The 15,709-nt window shown below is 69.4% G+C and carries 12 protein-coding genes and 1 pseudogene; 9 read left to right on the top strand and 4 right to left on the bottom strand.

The window, feature by feature from the left end:
- Positions 1-168: 168 nt before the first annotated feature.
- The 7 genes and pseudogenes from ABZ896_RS16940 to ABZ896_RS16910 form a co-directional block, all read left to right on the top strand.
- Positions 169-1,341 carry an extracellular solute-binding protein gene (locus ABZ896_RS16940; RefSeq protein WP_360928647.1) on the top strand — a complete coding sequence of 391 codons (1,173 nt, stop codon included), beginning with the start codon at positions 169-171 and terminating at the stop codon, positions 1,339-1,341.
- Positions 1,341-2,291 (top strand): sugar ABC transporter permease, encoded by a 951-nt coding sequence (locus ABZ896_RS16935; RefSeq protein WP_360928644.1) that lies wholly within the window; start codon positions 1,341-1,343, stop codon positions 2,289-2,291. Before ABZ896_RS16940 ends, ABZ896_RS16935 begins: the two co-directional genes overlap by 1 nt.
- A 12-nt stretch (positions 2,292-2,303) precedes the next feature.
- Positions 2,304-3,143: a carbohydrate ABC transporter permease gene (locus tag ABZ896_RS16930; protein ID WP_360928642.1), complete on the top strand. Its 840-nt coding sequence runs from the start codon at positions 2,304-2,306 to the stop codon at positions 3,141-3,143.
- Positions 3,140-6,067: a glycoside hydrolase family 2 TIM barrel-domain containing protein gene (locus tag ABZ896_RS16925; protein ID WP_360928636.1), complete on the top strand. Its 2,928-nt coding sequence runs from the start codon at positions 3,140-3,142 to the stop codon at positions 6,065-6,067. The genes ABZ896_RS16930 and ABZ896_RS16925 overlap by 4 nt, the downstream gene beginning before the upstream one ends.
- A 48-nt stretch (positions 6,068-6,115) precedes the next feature.
- On the top strand, positions 6,116-7,951 hold the full coding sequence (locus ABZ896_RS16920; RefSeq protein WP_360928633.1) for a LamG-like jellyroll fold domain-containing protein: 1,836 nt from the start codon (positions 6,116-6,118) through the stop codon (positions 7,949-7,951).
- A gap of 23 nt (positions 7,952-7,974) precedes the next feature.
- Complete coding sequence (locus tag ABZ896_RS16915; protein WP_360928630.1) at positions 7,975-9,648, top strand: PHP domain-containing protein; 1,674 nt, start codon at positions 7,975-7,977, stop codon at positions 9,646-9,648.
- 5 nt (positions 9,649-9,653) lie between these two features.
- A pseudogene (locus ABZ896_RS16910) lies at positions 9,654-10,328 on the top strand (hypothetical protein); the annotation flags it as partial.
- 142 nt (positions 10,329-10,470) lie between these two features.
- Here the strand turns inward: ABZ896_RS16910 and ABZ896_RS16905 are convergent.
- Genes ABZ896_RS16905 through ABZ896_RS16890 form a run of 4 tightly spaced genes read right to left on the bottom strand, consistent with a single transcriptional unit; the run spans position 10,471 to position 14,267 of the window.
- Positions 10,471-10,926, bottom strand: a complete 456-nt coding sequence (locus ABZ896_RS16905; RefSeq protein WP_360928628.1) for a MaoC family dehydratase — start codon at positions 10,924-10,926, stop codon at positions 10,471-10,473.
- Positions 10,927-10,934: 8 nt separating this feature from the next.
- The gene (gene menE / locus ABZ896_RS16900; RefSeq protein WP_360928625.1) at positions 10,935-12,437 is read right to left on the bottom strand and encodes an o-succinylbenzoate--CoA ligase; all 1,503 of its coding nucleotides are present in this window, start codon (positions 12,435-12,437) and stop codon (positions 10,935-10,937) included.
- 10 nt (positions 12,438-12,447) lie between these two features.
- On the bottom strand, positions 12,448-13,323 hold the full coding sequence (locus ABZ896_RS16895; RefSeq protein WP_360928659.1) for an amidohydrolase family protein: 876 nt from the start codon (positions 13,321-13,323) through the stop codon (positions 12,448-12,450).
- A 26-nt stretch (positions 13,324-13,349) separates the two neighbouring features.
- On the bottom strand, positions 13,350-14,267 hold the full coding sequence (locus ABZ896_RS16890) for an SDR family oxidoreductase (RefSeq protein ID WP_360928622.1): 918 nt from the start codon (positions 14,265-14,267) through the stop codon (positions 13,350-13,352).
- Positions 14,268-14,463: 196 nt separating this feature from the next.
- Between ABZ896_RS16890 and ABZ896_RS16885 the strand changes: the two genes are divergently transcribed.
- Complete coding sequence (locus ABZ896_RS16885) at positions 14,464-14,883, top strand: MarR family transcriptional regulator (protein WP_360928656.1); 420 nt, start codon at positions 14,464-14,466, stop codon at positions 14,881-14,883.
- Positions 14,880-15,668 (top strand): IclR family transcriptional regulator, encoded by a 789-nt coding sequence (locus ABZ896_RS16880; RefSeq protein ID WP_360928619.1) that lies wholly within the window; start codon positions 14,880-14,882, stop codon positions 15,666-15,668. The genes ABZ896_RS16885 and ABZ896_RS16880 overlap by 4 nt, the downstream gene beginning before the upstream one ends.
- Positions 15,669-15,709: the final 41 nt, after the last annotated feature.

Raw genomic sequence — 15,709 nt, 5'->3', positions numbered from 1 at the left:
ATCCGGGCGTTGCCCGCGAGCGTGGAGGGCCCGTAGCCCGCTCCGCCCTCGGAGGTCACGGCGTGAGGGGCCGCCGATGCCTCCGCAGGCATCGCCGGTACAGCCGCCGCGGCACTCGGCGGTCTGGCGACCGGCTGTGCCGTTCCGACCGGCTCGACCGGCCGGAACATGGTCCTGTGGTACTGGAGCGGCGGTCTGAGCGACACCGTCGTCAAGAACGCCAAGGCCCGCTACGACAGTTCGGTCGATCTGGAGGCCATCCAGATCGGCGGCCAGTACCGCTCCAAGCTGATCACCACGATCACCGGCCGGGCCCACATCCCCGACATCGCGGGGCTCAAGGGCGAGGACATGGCCGCCTACCTGCCGAACGCGGACCAGTTCATCGACCTGAGGACGCTGGGCGCGGAGAAGTACAAGTCCCAGTACCTGTCCTGGAAGTGGGACCAGGGCATCGCCGACGACGGCACGATGGTCGGCTTCCCGATCGACTGCGGTCCGGTCGGGCACTTCTACCAGTACGACGTCTTCCGCAAGGCGGGACTGCCGTACGAGCCCGACGACGTGACCTCGCAGCTCGACACCTGGGAGAAGTTCTTCGACGCGGGCGTGCAGTTGGGCAAGCGGATCCCGGCCGCCAAGCTGCTCACCGACGTCAACTCCGTCTTCGAGAACGTCGTCAACCAGGGCTCCAAGCGGTACGTCGACAAGGACCGCCACTTCATCGGCGACCAGGAACACGTGCGCCGGGCCTGGGCGTTGGCCGTCGAGGCCAAGCAACGGAAGATCGTCTCGGACCTGGTCAACGGCACCCCGGACCAGCTCTCCGCCATCCAGGACGGCAAGCTGCCGAGCCAACTGGGCGCATCCTGGGCCGCCTTCGACATCAAGAACGGTGTGCCGAAGACCAAGGGCAGGTGGCGGGTGGCGCAGATGCCCGTGAGCCCCGCCAACAACGGCGGTTCGTTCCTGTCGATCACCAAGGAGTGCCGGGAGCCCGAGCAGGCCTTCCAGATCATCGCCTGGATGCTCAACGCGGCCAACCAGGCGCAGGGTTACGTCGACGCGGGTCTCTTCCCCTCGACGCCCGCCTCCTACGGGCTCAAGCAGATGCAGGAGCCCGACCCCTTCTTCGGCGGCCAGGTCACCACCGACGTCTTCGGGCCGGCCGCGCAGAAGATCGTGGTCGCCTACAACAGCCCCTTCGATGTCGCCCTCGGGCAGCCCATCAAGGACGAGATCAAGAACGTCGGCGTCCTCGGCAAGGACCCCAAGAAGGCCTGGAGTGACGCCATGAGCAAGTGCCGTCGCATCGCGAAGCACCTGGGGGTGAGCTACTGATGGCCGTCCTGGAGCAGACCCCGCCCGCGGTGGCACAGCCGTCGCCCGCGCAGCCCAAGAAGGGCCTGCGCAAGTACTGGCACCTGTACGCCGCGATCTCCCCCTTCTATCTGATCTTCCTCGCCTTCGGCCTCTTCCCGGTCGGCTTCTCGCTCTATCTGTCCTTCCACCGCTGGGACGGCCTCGGCTCGATGGAGTGGGCCGGACTCTCGCAGTACCAGTACCTGCTGAGCGACAGCGACTTCTGGAACTCGATCGGCAACACGATCATCATCTGGGCGCTGGCCACCTTCCCCATGATCTTCCTGGCGATGATCACGGCCGTGATGCTCAACTCGGCGGTCCGCTTCAAGGGCCTGTACCGGGTCGCGTACTTCCTGCCGAACGTCACCTCGGTGGTCGCCATCGCGATCGTCTTCGGCTCGATCTTCTCCACCAACAACGGTGTGATCAACGCCGTCCTGCACGGGGTCGGGCTCGACCAGGTGGCCTGGCTGAACACCCCCTGGGGCATCAAGATCACCATCGCGGCCCTGATGACCTGGCAGTGGACCGGCTACAACGCGATCATCTTCCTCGCCGGACTCCAGACCATCCCGGGCGAGCTGTACGAGGCGGCCCGCGTGGACGGCGCCGGGCCGATCCAGACCTTCTTCCGGATCACGCTCCCGCTGCTGCGGCCCACCCTGCTGTTCGTGCTCGTCGTCTCGACCGTCACCGGCCTGCAGAGCTTCTCCGAACCGCAGGTCCTCCTCCAGACCTCGTCCAACGACTCGACGTTCGCGGGCGGTCCGGGCCACTCGGGCCAGACCATGGTCCTCTACTTCTTCCAGCAGACCTTCGACAACAACGACTTCGGCTACGGAGCCGCGGTGGCCTGGGGCATCTTCCTGGTCGTCGTGCTCTTCTCGATCATCAACTGGCGCCTCGTGCAGCGCCGGGGCGAGTAGGAAGGGCCCATCATGTCCTCCATCAAGGGGTCCCGCCGCAGAGGGATCGCGCTGCACCTCCCGCTGATCATCGGCACCCTGATCTCGGCCTTCCCGTTCTACTGGGCCGTGATCATGTCGACGCACAGCTCGTCGGAGATCTTCTCCTACCCGCCCAAGCTGCTGCCGGGCACGCACTTCCTGGAGAACGTCCGCAATCTCTTCGACGCCATCGACTTCTTCGGGTCGATGTGGAACTCGCTGATCGTCGCGGTGTCGGTGACCTTCCTGGTCCTGCTCTTCGACTCGCTCGCGGCCTTCGTCTTCGCGAAGTTCGAGTTCCCGGGCAAGAACGTGCTGTTCGGGCTGCTCATGGTCATCTTCATGGTGCCCGCGCAGCTCTCGGTCATCCCGCAGTTCGTGATCATGGCGAAGATCGGCTGGATCGGCTCGATGACCGCGCTGATCGTGCCGGCCGCGGCCAACGCCTTCGGCATCTTCTGGATGCGCCAGTACATGAAGTCCGCCATCCACGACGAGCTGCTCGACGCCTCCAAGCTGGACGGCGCGAACTTCCTGCGCCAGTACTGGCACGTGGCGCTCCCGGTGGTCCGCCCCGGTCTCGCCTTCCTCGGCATCTTCACCTTCATGGGCCAGTGGAACGACTTCGCCTGGCCCCTGATCGCCCTGACCAACCCGAACAACGTGACCCTCCAGGTCGCGCTGTCCCAGCTCAACGGCACCCACGGCACCACCGACTACGGCATCGTGATGACCGGCGCCCTGCTCGCCCTCATCCCGCTGCTGATCGTGTTCGCGATCGGCGCCAAGCAGATCATCGGCGACCTCGCGAAGGGAGCCGTCCGCGGATGACGAATGATCCGCTGCTGGCTCTGCGCCCCTGGGAGTCACCCGAGGTGACCTCCTGGGGGCGGCTGCCCATGAACGCCGTCGACCGGCGCACCGGAGCACTCCCCCTGGACGGCGACTGGCGCTTCCAGCTGCTGCCCACTCCGGACGCGCCGGTCGGCGGCTCCTGGTCCTCGGCACACGTGCCGGGTGTATGGACCATGCAGGACACGGACGACCGTCCGCAGTACACCAACGTCCGTATGCCGTTCGCGGAATACCCCCCACTGTCTCCTGTATACGCAAACCCGACGGGTGTGTACGAGCGACAGGTCGACATCCCCGCCGAGTGGGCCGGACGCCGGATCGTGCTCCAGGTCGGGGCCGCCGAGAGCGTGCTCCTCGTGCACGTGGACGGGCGGCCCGTCGGGATCTCCAAGGACTCCCACCTCGCGGCCGAGTTCGACCTGACGGGACTGGTGAGCGCCGGCGCGCGGAGCGTCGTACGGCTGACGGTCGTCAAGTGGTCGGACGCCTCGCACATCGAGGACCAGGACCAGTGGTGGCACGGCGGGATCACGCGCTCGGTGCTGCTGTACGCGACGGATCCGCTGCGGCTGTCCGACGTGACCGTACGGGCCTCCCGCGACGGTTCGCTGCGGGTCGACTGCGTCGTACGGGACTCGGGGGGCGCGCTGCCCGAAGGGTGGTACGTCAGCGGGGAGCTGGACGGTCTCGCGTTGGCGCAGGACGCGGAGTTCGACCGGTTCAACGTCGAGGACGACCGGGTCTCCGACTTCCTCGGCGAGGCGCGTCTCGTGGCCACCGTGCCGGACGTCCGCACCTGGACCGCCGAGACGCCCGAGCTGTACGACCTGACGGTCCGCCTGCACCGCGCCGACGGCACGGTCGCCGACACCTCCCGCCACCGGATCGGCTTCCGGGACGTCGAGATCGTCGGGCGGGACCTGCTGGTCAACGGCGAGCGGGTGTTCATCCGGGGCGTGAACCGGCACGACTTCCACCCGCTGACCGGGCGCACGGTGTCGTACGACGACATGCGCGCGGACCTGATCACGCTCAAGCGGTTCGGGTTCAACGCGATCCGCACCTCCCACTACCCGGGCGACCCCGCGCTCTACGACCTCGCCGACGAACTCGGCTTCTACGTCGTCGACGAGGCGGACATCGAGTCGCACGACCACGCCCACGAGATCGCCGACGACCCGCGCTATCTGAACGCCTTCGTGGACCGGGTCGCGCGGATGGTGCTGCGGGACAAGAACCACCCGTCGGTCATCGTGTGGTCGCTGGGCAACGAGTCCGACTACGGCGCCAACCACGACGCGGCCGCCGGCTGGGTGCGGCGGCACGACCCGACCCGGCCGATCCAGTACGAGGGGGCCGCCAAGCTCGACTGGGCGGCGACCGGTGACGCGACCGACATCGCCTGTCCCATGTACGCCTCGCTGGAGGAGTGCGTCGAGCACGCGCTCTCGGGGCGCCAGACCAAGCCGCTGATCTGGTGCGAGTACTCGCACGCCATGGGCAACAGCAACGGCACACTGGCCGACCACTGGGCGGCCATCGAGTCCACTCCGGGACTTCAGGGCGGGTTCATCTGGGAGTTCTGGGACCACGGAATTCTTCAGGGCGTGAACGACGGCAGACCGGTCGGGCGTGGGGGCGCCGGGCTCTATGACAACGGTGTCGCCGCGCCCGGGTACCGCTGGGCGTACGGCGGCGACTTCGGTGAACCGATCCACGACGGCGCGTTCATCGCGGACGGCGTGGTGTTCCCGGACCGCACGCCCAAGCCGGTGATGTACGAGCACCGGGAGATCGCGGCGCCGGTGCGGATCGCGTGCCACAATCACGAGGGCATCGTCCTCGGCAACCACCAGCACTTCCGCGGCCTCGACTGGCTCGCGGCGGAGTGGGAGCTGTCCCTGACCGAGGGCGGGACGCTGACCGCGCCCGCCGAGCTGCCGGACCTGCGGCCCGGTGAGACCGCGGCGGTGCCGCTGCCCTTCGAACTGCCCGAGGAGGGCGGCGAGGCGTGGCTGACGCTGCGGGTGACGACGGCCGGGGACGAGGTCTGGGGGCCGCGCGGGACGGTGGTGTGTCTGCCTCAGGTGCGGTTGCGGGAGGCGTCGGCGCAGGCTCCGGTTGGTGTGGAGAACCGTTTCGTCGAGGTCGATGACGACGGTCTTCTCGTCCACCCGCTGCTGGTGTCCGCCCCCGCCCTCTCGCTGTGGCGGGCGCCCACCGACAACGACGAGCTGGGCGGACTGGGACTGCGCTGGCGGGCCTGGGGGCTCGACGCGCCGGTGCGCAAGGTGACGGACGTGCGCCGGAACGGCGGCCGGGTCACCGTGCAGGCGGAGTACGCCACCGAGGCGGGCGCCGTGCGCCATGTCCAGGTGTTCACCGCGGTCGAGGGCGGCATCCGCGTCGAGGAGTCGGCCGACCTCCCCGAGGGGCTCGACGACGTGGCCCGGGTGGGTTCCGTGTTCGAGACGGTGGCCGGGCTCGACCTCATGGAGTGGTACGGACAGGGCCCCTGGGAGTCGTATCCGGACCGCGCCTTCGGGGCGCCGGTGGGGCATCACTCGATGCCGGTCGACGAGTTGTTCACTCCTTATCTGCGCCCGCAGGAGAGCGGCGGGCGGCACGGCGTACGACGGTTCACGCTGTCGGCGCCGGACGCGACGGGTCTCGCGGTCGTCCTGGACGAACCGCGCCAGGTCGGGGTGGGCCGGTATCGCGCGGAGGGCCTCTCCGGCGTGGCGCACCACGACGAGCTGGTCCCCCGGGCGGGCTGTGTGGTGCACATCGACGCGGCCCATCGCGGGCTCGGCACCGCCTCGTGCGGTCCGGACACCTCCGCCTCCTATCTCGTCGCACCGGGCGTCCACCGCTGGAGCTGGACGCTGCGCGCGCTCTGATCCCCTCTGCATCCCCCTCTGCTTTCTCACGTCCGTTTTGGAGCACACGTGTGTACTTCGCATGAGCACGACCAGGGCCAGGAGGCCGCGCAGGCCGGTGCCGGCCGGCGCAGTTTCCTGCGGGCCACGGCGCTGTTGGGGGCCGCGGCCACCGCCGGGGCCGCCCTGCCCGCAGTGGCTCAGGCCGCTCCCGCCTCCGTGTCCGGCTGGCGTCCCGACGCCGAGAGCCGGCGCTTCACGCTCGCCGTGATGCCCGACACGCAGTACCTCTTCGACGGGCCGAGCATCGACAAGACGCCCGTCGAGGCCTCGCTGCGCTACCTGTTGGAGCACGGGAAGGACGAGAACATCGTCTTCCTGTCCCACCTCGGCGACCTCACGCAGAACGGCGCGACGGCCGAATTCGCCGCGATCGGCGAGGCGTTCGAGCTGCTGGACCGGCGGGGCGTGGGCTACAGCGTCCTCGCGGGCAACCACGATGTGAAGTCGTCGACCACCGACCAGCGCGGTGCGACGCCGTATCTGGACACCTTCGGGCCCTCCCGGTTCAAGGGCCACAAGACCTTCGGCGGCGCCTCCGACGACGGCTACAACAGCTACCACCTCTTCCGGGCCGCGGGCCGGGAGTGGCTGGTGCTGGCGCTGGACTGGCGGCTGTCGGACAAGGGGTACGCCTGGGCGAAGAGCGTCCTGGCCGCCCATCCCAAGACGCCGGTGATCCTGACGACGCACGAACTCGTCGTCGAGGACGACCAGTTGTCGACGTACGGGCAGCAGCTGTGGGACCAGCTGGTCAAGGACCACGACCAGATCTTCCTCACCCTCAACGGCCACTACTGGCCCGCCGGCCGGGCGACCCGCAAGAACGCGGCGGGCAACGACGTCCACCTGCACCTGACGAACTATCAGAACCGGTACTTCGGCGGCGCGGCCATGATCCGCCTGTACCGCTTCGACCTCGACCGCGGTGTGATCGACGTGGAGACGGTCTCCCCGTGGATCCTCGGGCGGGCCAAGAAGGGCCTCAACGAGCTGGAGCGGCAGGAGATCGAACTCAGCGGTGACGCCGACCGGTTCACGGTCGACATCGACTTCGCCGCGCGCTTCGCCGGCTTCGACCCGGTGCCGGCGCGCGCGGCCCGTCCCGCGTCGAAGATGCTGATCCCTGGCACGGCCGCCTACTGGCGCTTCGATTCGGCGGCCTCCGGAACCGTCCGTGACCTCTCCGGTCGCGGCAACGATCTCACCGTCGTGTCGGTGGGCGGCGGTTCGCTCGGCTGGTCCGCCGACCACCACCCCGACCAGCCCGGTCACGGCAGCCTGGAGTTCCAGGGCTACAAGTCGCCGCTGAAGGGCGCGTATCTGCAGACGGTCGACAAGGCGCCGCTCAACTCGGCGGTGTTCAAGGACGGTTACACCATCGAGGTGTTCTACCGGATGCCCGCCGACTGGGACCCGGACCACAACGCCTGGGCGGGACTGGTCAGTCGACGGGGCACGGGCGGGGCCGCGGGCAAGACCGGCGACGACCCCGACGAGCCGCTCGCCACGCTCTCGCTCTCCAACGACCGCGAGCCGCAGTGGGCCATGCGCCCGCTCAACCAGCAGGGCATCGCCACCAACTGGGGCCAGGAGACACCGCTGGAGACCTGGTGGCACCTCGCCGTCGTCAACGACGGCAAGCACACCACGCTGTACGTCCAGGGCTGCCCGGTCGTCCGCAACCCGAAGGCACCGGCCGTCGGGATCACCTCGGTCGGCGAGCCGTGGCTGCTGGGCGGCTACACCTACGCCGACAAGATCGACCAGATCTTCTACGGCCGTCTCGGCGACGTCCGGATCGTGTCGCGGGCGCTGCCCGTCTCGTCGTTCATGACCCACTGACCCCCTGTTTCGCGAGGATCACCATGACCGAGCAACAGCTGCCCTCCTGGGCGGACCCGTCCGTCTCCCCCGCCGACCTCGACGCCCAGGGTGTGTCGAGGCGTGGACTCCTGCGCAGCGCGGGCCTGTTCGGCGCCGCGTTCGCCCTCGGGTCGGCCGCCACTCCCGCCTTCGCTTCCTCGCGCGGGCCGGGTTTCGGCGGCGACGACCCCCGCCTCGCCTATCTGGTCGGCGACCACCATGTGCACTCCGTCTACAGCCACGACGCGAAGTACACCTTCTCCCAGCAAGCACAGGCCGCCGCCAAGTACGGCCTGGACTGGATGGTGTTCAACGAGCACTCCAACTTCGGGCACGCCGACTACGGTGCCAAGCTGGAGCACGCGGAGATCGTCAAGGCCCGTGCGGAGAACCCGCGGCAGCTGATCTTCCAGGGCCTGGAGTGGTACATCCCGGCCGCCGAGCACTGCACGATCTTCGCGGCTCCCGGCCCCCACGAGACCGATGTGCTCACGCAGTTCGAGCTGGCCTACGACGGCAAGCTGCTCGGCTACACCGAGGGCTCCGCCGGCGCGACCGACACCGCCCGCAACGAGGCGCACGCCGTCAAGGCGATCAAGTGGCTGGCGGAGCAGCGCCGTTCGGGCTACGTGGACGACGTCCTCGTGATCGCCAACCACCCGCTGCGGCTCGGCATCGACTCCCCGCACGAGATGCGGGCCTGGCGGGACGCGGCCCCCGAGATCATGATCGGCATGGAGGGCGCGCCGGGCGCCCAGGGCGCGGCGCTCCCCGGCTGGCGGTCCTCGACGTCCATCCGCGGCGAGTACGAGAACAAGCCGTCGGCGCAGTCCTGGGCGGGCTATCCGGCGGCGGCGTACGTGACGTACGGCGGTTTCGACTGGGCGACGGCGACCGTCGGCGGGCTGTGGGACTCGATGCTGGCCGAAGGCAGCCTGTACTCGATCACCACCAACTCCGACAACCACCGTACGGTCTTCGACACCTGGAAGAACGGCGACTGGGCCGCCGGGCAGAACTTCGACAACACCGGCAAGCTGCCCGACCCGGTGAACACCGACACCGCGCAGCCCGGCAGCGACTTCTGGCCGGGCGAGTTCAGCCGCACCCACGTCGGTGTGACGCGCTACGGCTACCGCTCGGTGATGGCGGGCCTGCGCGCGGGCCGTGTCTGGCTGGACCACGGGCATCTGCTCGACGGACTCGACGTGCGGCTGAAGCGGGACTGCGACGCGGGCCGGGGTGTCACGCTGGGCGGCCGCCTCCGCGTCCGCAAGGGGGAGAAGATCACGCTCTACGTGACGGTCACGACCGCCTCCCGTCCCAACCCCCAGGGAATCCTGCCCGAGTTGGCGCACGTGGACGTGATCCGGGGCGCGGTGCGCGGTCCGGTGAGCGACCGGGACAGCTGGCGGGCGCCGGACACCAGGGTCGTACAGACGAAGGACGTGTCGGGGCGGAAGGGGACGTACACCCTGCGCATCCCGCTGACCGCCGGGGACGAGTCCTTCTACGTCCGGCTGCGCGGCAGCGACGGCAACCGGCACGGTGCGGGCTATCTCGGCGCCTCGATCGACCCGAACGGGCCGATTCCGCACGAGCCCGGCGACGGTGACCCGTGGGCGGATACGTGGTTCTATTCCAACCCCATCTTCGTGGACGTGGCAGGGGCCTGAATCCTATGAAGCGTCAACTCACCGTCCTGGCCGCCTTATTAGGTGCCGTGTCCGTGCACGCGAGCCCCGCCCGGGCCACCGGTGAACCTCGGTGGGCCGAGACGGGGACCGCGTACACCGACACCCTCGGCGGAGGCCAGGGGCTCGCCAGTCACGCGGACGGCTCACTGCTGTACCGCGGACTGACGGACATCCCCCTGGACCTCCGCGTCCGGGGCTGGAACCACGTGGGTGACCCGGACATCGCGCGCGGCTATGTCTTCGACGCCTACCAGGGCGCGGACACGGCCGCGTCGAAGATGTTCGCGGTCACCACACCGGCCGGGAAGCGCTACGAGTACACGCACGCGCTGAACCCCGGCGAGAAGGTCAACAACTCCTTCGCCGCGATCTCGCCCGACGACCAGTGGCTGGTGTCGGGCGAGTGGGGCGACCAGAACAGACTCCAGGTCTTCCCGGCGCCGCTTCTGAACCCCGCCACCTCACCAAAAGGCGGCTCTCTGAAGGAAGCCTGGCAGATCACCCTGGACAAGCCGGTCCGCGACATCCAGGGCTGCGACTTCGTGACGGACACCCGCCTGCTGTGCGCCTCGAACGACGCCACGGGCACGCTGTTCCCCAAGACCCGCCCGCTCCTACGGATCGACCTCCCGCACCGGCTGGACGGTCAACCGGTCAGCCGGTCGCCGGGAAGGTGAAGAGCCTGCTCGTGTATGCGTACCGGCGGGTACAGCGCCCCAAAGGGGCGCGGGGAACTGCGCGACAAGCCACGACGGCGCCGCGGTCGCCCGACGGCAGATCGCGGCACCCCTGCGAAGCGGCCTACGCGTAGAACCGCGACAGGCTCTGCAATACCGCGGCCGGCTTCGCGCCGCCCTCGATCTCGATCGCTCCGTCGACGGTGATCTGGACACCGCCCGGCACGTCCTCGACCTCCGTGAGCTTGGCGACGAGGCGGATGCGGGAGCCGACCTTGACCGGTGAGGGGAAACGGACCTTGTTCAGGCCGTAGTTGACCTTCGTCGTGACGCCCTGGACGTCCAACAGCTCGGTGAACAACGGAATGAAGAGCGACAGGGTGAGGTAGCCGTGGGCGATGGGGGCGCCGAAGGGGCCCGCCGCCGCCTTCTCAGGGTCGACGTGGATCCACTGGTGGTCGCCCGTGGCGTCGGCGAAGGTGTCGATGCGCTCCTGGGTGACCTCGATCCACTCACTGGCGCCGAGGTCGCTGCCCGCGAGCTTCTTCAGTTCGTCGAGGCCGTTGACGGTGATGCTCATGGGGTTCCTTAGCTGTTGCCGTACCGACTGCGGACACGGGACTTGAGGAGCTTTCCGGAGGCGGTGCGCGGCAACTCGTCCGCGATCACCACCGACTTGGGGATCTTGTACTTGGCGAGGCGGCCGGAGAGGGAGGCCAGCACCTCGTCGGGGTCGGGCGTATGACCCTCGCGCGGGACGACCACGGCTCGCGGCACCTCGCCCCACTTCTCGTCCGGCACACCGATGACCGCGCACTCCGCGATGTCCGGGTGGGAGAGGAGCAGGTCCTCGATCTCGGCCGGGTAGATGTTCTCGCCACCCGAGATGATCATGTCCTTGATGCGGTCGACGATGAAGACATAGCCGTCCTCGTCGACGCGGGCCGCGTCCCCGCTGCGGAACCAGCCGTCCGTGAAGGAGGCGGCCGTCTCCTCGGGCAGCCCCCAGTAGCCGGGCATGACATGCGGGCCCCGGATCACGACCTCGCCGGTCTCGCCGACGTCGACGGGCGCCAAGTCCGGTCGTACGACGCGCACATCACTGAAGAAGTGCGGGAGACCCGCCGAACCCGCCTTGCTGACACAGTGCTCGGCGTCCAGCAACAGCGTGCCGGGGGACGCCTCCGTCATGCCGTACCCCTGGAGGAAGGTGAGGCCCCGCTGCCCGTATGCGGCGATCAGCGGTGTCGACACCGGGGAGCCGCCGCAGGTCAGGATGCGCAGGGAGGACAGGTCCGCGTCCGCCCAGCGCGGATGCCGGGCCACCTGCTCGAACATCGTCGGGACCCCGAACATGAAGGTGATCCGGTGCTGGGCGATCAGGTCGAAGGTCGCGTTCGGGTCGAAGGCCTCGACCAGGACGCAGGTGCCGCCCTTCAGCAACACCGGGAGGGTCAGCATGTTCAGGCCCGCCGTGTGGAACAACGGCGCGGAGACCAGGGCGCGTTCGTCGGCGATCAGGTCGGTGTCGACCAGGACGTTGATCGCGTTCCAGGTGAGGTTGCCGTGGGTGAGCATCGCGCCCTTGGGACGCCCTGTCGTGCCCGAGGTGTACATGATGATGCAGGTGTCGTCGGGCGTGACGGGCTCGTCGATCGGCTCGGTCGGCGCCGCGGCCAGCAACTCCTCGTATTCGGCGCCGACTTCGACGTACGTACGGACGTCGGTGCTGCCCGGCAGTCCGGCGACCAGCCCTTTGGAGGCGGGGCCGTAAATCAGCGCCCTGGCACCGGAGTCGGAGAGCTGGTAGGCGATCTCCGGTCCGGCGAGGCGGGTGTTGAGGGGGACGAAGACCGCGCCGAGGACGCCGGCCGCGAACAGCGTCTCCAGGTAGGAGGGGTGGTTGGGGCCGAGGTAGGCGACCCGGTCGCCGCGCCGGATGCCCCGGGCGCGCAGGGCGTGCGCGAGGCGGGTGGTACGGGTGTGCAGTCCGGCGTACGAGAGGGTCGTGTCGCCGTGGATCAGGGCGGTGCGGTGCGGGGTCTTGCGGGCCCGGCGTGCGGGCCATGACCCGAGTCCCTCATTGCGCATCTGGGGCCCCTTACGGCTTGGTCAGCCCGAGCAGACGGGCGGCGTTCTCCTTGAGGATCTTCGGCTTCACCTCATCCTTGATCGACAGCTTCTCGAAGTCGGCGAGCCAGCGGTCGGGGGTCAGGACGGGGAAGTCGGAGCCGAAGAGGACCTTGTCCTTGAGCAGCGTGTTCGCGTACTGCACGAGCTGCGGCGGGAAGTACTTCGGCGACCAGCCGGACAGGTCGATGTGCACGCCCGGCTTGTGCGTGGCGACGGCGAGGGCCTCGTCCTGCCAGGGGAAGGACGGGTGCGCCAGGATGATCTTCAGGTGCGGGAAGTCCGCGGCCACGTCGTCCACGTGGAGCGGGTTGGAGTACTTCAGGCGGATCCCGCCCCCGCCCGGGACCCCGGCCCCGATCCCGGTCTGGCCGGTGTGGAAGAGGGCGATGGTGCCCGTCCCCTCGATCACCTCGTAGAGGTCGTAGGCCACCGAGCGGTCGTTGGGGAAGAAGCCCTGGATGCTGGGGTGGAACTTGAAGCCCTTCACCCCGTACTCCTCGACCAGCCGCCGGGCCTGCTTCACGCCCGCCTTACCCCGGAACGGGTCGATGGAGGCGAAGGGGATCAGCACGTCGGAGTTGGCGGCGGCCGCCTCGGCGACCTCCTCGTTCGGGACGGGCGCGGTGCCGGTCGCGGACTCGGCATCCACCGTGAAGATCACGGCGGCCATCTTCCGCTCGCGGTAGTAGGCCGCCGTCTCCTCCAGGGTCGGCTTCCGCTTGCCCTCGACCTTGAAGTAGGCGGAGGAGGCGTCGTGGAGGTCGTCGTCCAGCGAGGAGTGGCCCTTGGAGGACACCTCCGCGTGGGTGTGGACGTCGATGGCGACCAGGTCCTCGATGTTCATCAGGCCTCCGGGAACTTCGGTGCTCATCAGGCCTCCGGGAACTTCGGCGCCGGGATGCCGACCGTCTGGAGCTCGGCGCCGACCGACGTGGGGAAGGCGTCGGCCAGCGTGTCGGGGGTCCAGCCGCCGTCGGCGTACGCCGCCTTGATCTCCTGCGGATGGGACCAGAGTGCCACCTTGTCGCCGCCGATGCCGATGGCCTGCCCGGTGACGCCCCGGGCGGCCTCGGAGGCGAGGAAGGGGACGAGGGCCGCGCAGTCCTCCGGGGTCCCGAAACCCTCCCCCTTGCGCAGGAAGTCCGGGAAGGGCACGCCCTGGCGAAGGGCCTCGACGTACGGGGCGAAGGCCGGGATGGTCTCGGTCATCGCCGTGGCCGCGACCGGCACGATCGCGTTGACGGTGATGTTCGCGCGGCCCAGCTCCATGGACCAGGTGCGGGCGAAGGCAGCGATGCCTGCCTTGGCGGCGGCGTAGTTCGTCTGCCCGAAGTTGCCGCGCTGTCCGGCCGGGGAGCCTACGAGAATCAGGGTGCCGCCCTCGCCCTGCTCGCGCATCCGCACGGCGGCGGCGCGGGCGCAGGTGAAGGTGCCCTTGAGGTGGGTGGTGATCACCGCGTCGAAGTCCTCGTCGGTCATCTTCCAGAGGACCTTGTCGCGCAGGATGCCCGCGTTGGTGACCAGGATGTCGAGCCGCCCGAACTCCTCCACGGCCCGGTTGACCAGGCGTTCCGCGGCCTCGGTGGTGCCGACCGGGACGACCTCGGCGACGGCGGTGCCGCCCGCCTCGACGATGGACTTCACGGCCTGCTCGGCGACCACCTCGTCGACGTCGTTGACGACCACGGAGGCGCCGTGGGCGGCGAGGGCGTGCGCGTAGGCGAGGCCGAGGCCCCGCCCGCTGCCGGTGACGACGGCGACCTTGCCGGTGAGATCGATGCTGGGCACGAGGAGGTCCCTTCACGAACGGATGCGGGTGGTGCGACTTCGAGATCGAAGCTAAGAGCAATAATTGGTGACGTCAATAGTTGTTGTTCATCTATGAGTGCGCCATGCTGGAATATCCCTGACCGCCGAGCCGGAGGAGCCCGCCATCACCAGCCAGCACGCCACCCCGAACCCCATCGACTCGGACGAGCCGTGGATGCGCGGGCTGCACGCGGACACGGGCTACCTGCTGTACCGCCTTGGCCTGCGCTCGGGTCAGCTCTTCAACACGTTCCTCCAGGAGTCGGGCCTGCGCCTGCGCCACTACGCGGTGCTGCGCTACCTCGCCGGTGCCGACGGCGCGCTCCAGCGCGAGCTGAGCACCCGGCTCGGCTACGACCCGAGCGCGATCGTGGGCCTGGTCGACGACCTGGAGAAGCTGGGGCTCACCGAGCGCCGCCCCTCCCCCGACGACCGGCGCGGCAAGATCGTCGTACTCACCGAGGACGGCCGCGCCTTCCTGCGCGACACCGACGAGGCGGGCCGGCGCGTCACCAACGACCTGCTGGGACCGCTCGACGCCGGGGAGCGCGAGACGCTGCACGCCCTGCTGCTCAAGGTCGCCGACCGGCCATGACCGCCGTCCGCTCCGCGCCCGACCGCCTGCTGTCGGTGCTCGCCGCCTTCGACCACGACCACCCGGCGCTCTCCCTCACGGACATCAGCCGCCGGGCCGGTCTGTCCCTGACCACCACGCACCGCCTGGTGGGCGCGCTGGCCGAGTGGGGCGCGCTGGAGCGCGACGACGCCGGGGTCTACCACGTGGGGCTGCGGCTGTGGGAGATAGCGGCGCTCGCCCCGCGCGGGGTCGTGCTGCGCCAGCTCGCGCTGCCGTACCTGGAGGACCTGTACGAAGCCACCCACGAGAACGTCCAGTTGGCGGTCCGCGACGGCTCCGACGTCGTCTACATCGAGTGGATCTCGGGCCGTTCGTCGGTCGGCGTGCACATCCGGGTCGGCGCGCGCTGGCCGCTCCACGCCACCGGGGTCGGCCTGGTCCTCCTCGCCCACAGCGACCCGAAGGACCAGGAGGAGTACTGCGCCGACCCGTTGGCGATCTTCACTCCGTACACCCTCGCGGAGCCGGGGAAGTTGCGCCGGGTCCTGGCCGAAGTCCGGCGCACGGGCGTGGCGGTGAGCAGCCGTCAGGTCACCGACGACGCCCTCTCGGTGGCGGCCCCCGTCTACGGCCCGGACGGCCAGGTCATCGCGGCCGTGTCGGTCGTGGTCCCCCAACAGGACGCCCAGGTACCGGTGTTGATCCCGGCGGTACGGCTGGCGGCGCTGGGGATCTCGCGGGCGCTGGGCTGGCAGCCGAGCTGCGCGCCCCGTTCGGGAGCCGGATATCCCTCTCACCGGTGAGGTCACGGCCGCGCCGGCCTCGTGATACTGGAACGGCCCCG

It is taken from the genome of Streptomyces sp. NPDC047072 (genome assembly GCF_040643855.1).
Taxonomy (GTDB): Bacteria; Actinomycetota; Actinomycetes; order Streptomycetales; family Streptomycetaceae; genus Streptomyces.
The sequence above is the reverse complement of the archived record's forward strand: the minus strand, read 5'-3'. Positions and strand labels throughout refer to the sequence as shown.

Coding starts and splice junctions, on each gene's coding strand:
- ABZ896_RS16935 (WP_360928644.1), top strand. CDS start 1,341: ATGGCCGTCCTGGAGCAGACCCCGCCCGCGGTGGCACAGCCGTCGCCC.
- ABZ896_RS16885 (WP_360928656.1), top strand. CDS start 14,464: ATGCGCGGGCTGCACGCGGACACGGGCTACCTGCTGTACCGCCTTGGC.
- ABZ896_RS16930 (WP_360928642.1), top strand. CDS start 2,304: ATGTCCTCCATCAAGGGGTCCCGCCGCAGAGGGATCGCGCTGCACCTC.
- ABZ896_RS16880 (WP_360928619.1), top strand. CDS start 14,880: ATGACCGCCGTCCGCTCCGCGCCCGACCGCCTGCTGTCGGTGCTCGCC.
- ABZ896_RS16915 (WP_360928630.1), top strand. CDS start 7,975: ATGACCGAGCAACAGCTGCCCTCCTGGGCGGACCCGTCCGTCTCCCCC.
- ABZ896_RS16925 (WP_360928636.1), top strand. CDS start 3,140: ATGACGAATGATCCGCTGCTGGCTCTGCGCCCCTGGGAGTCACCCGAG.
- menE (WP_360928625.1), bottom strand. CDS start 12,437: ATGCGCAATGAGGGACTCGGGTCATGGCCCGCACGCCGGGCCCGCAAG.
- ABZ896_RS16895 (WP_360928659.1), bottom strand. CDS start 13,323: ATGAACATCGAGGACCTGGTCGCCATCGACGTCCACACCCACGCGGAG.
- ABZ896_RS16905 (WP_360928628.1), bottom strand. CDS start 10,926: ATGAGCATCACCGTCAACGGCCTCGACGAACTGAAGAAGCTCGCGGGC.
- ABZ896_RS16940 (WP_360928647.1), top strand. CDS start 169: ATGGTCCTGTGGTACTGGAGCGGCGGTCTGAGCGACACCGTCGTCAAG.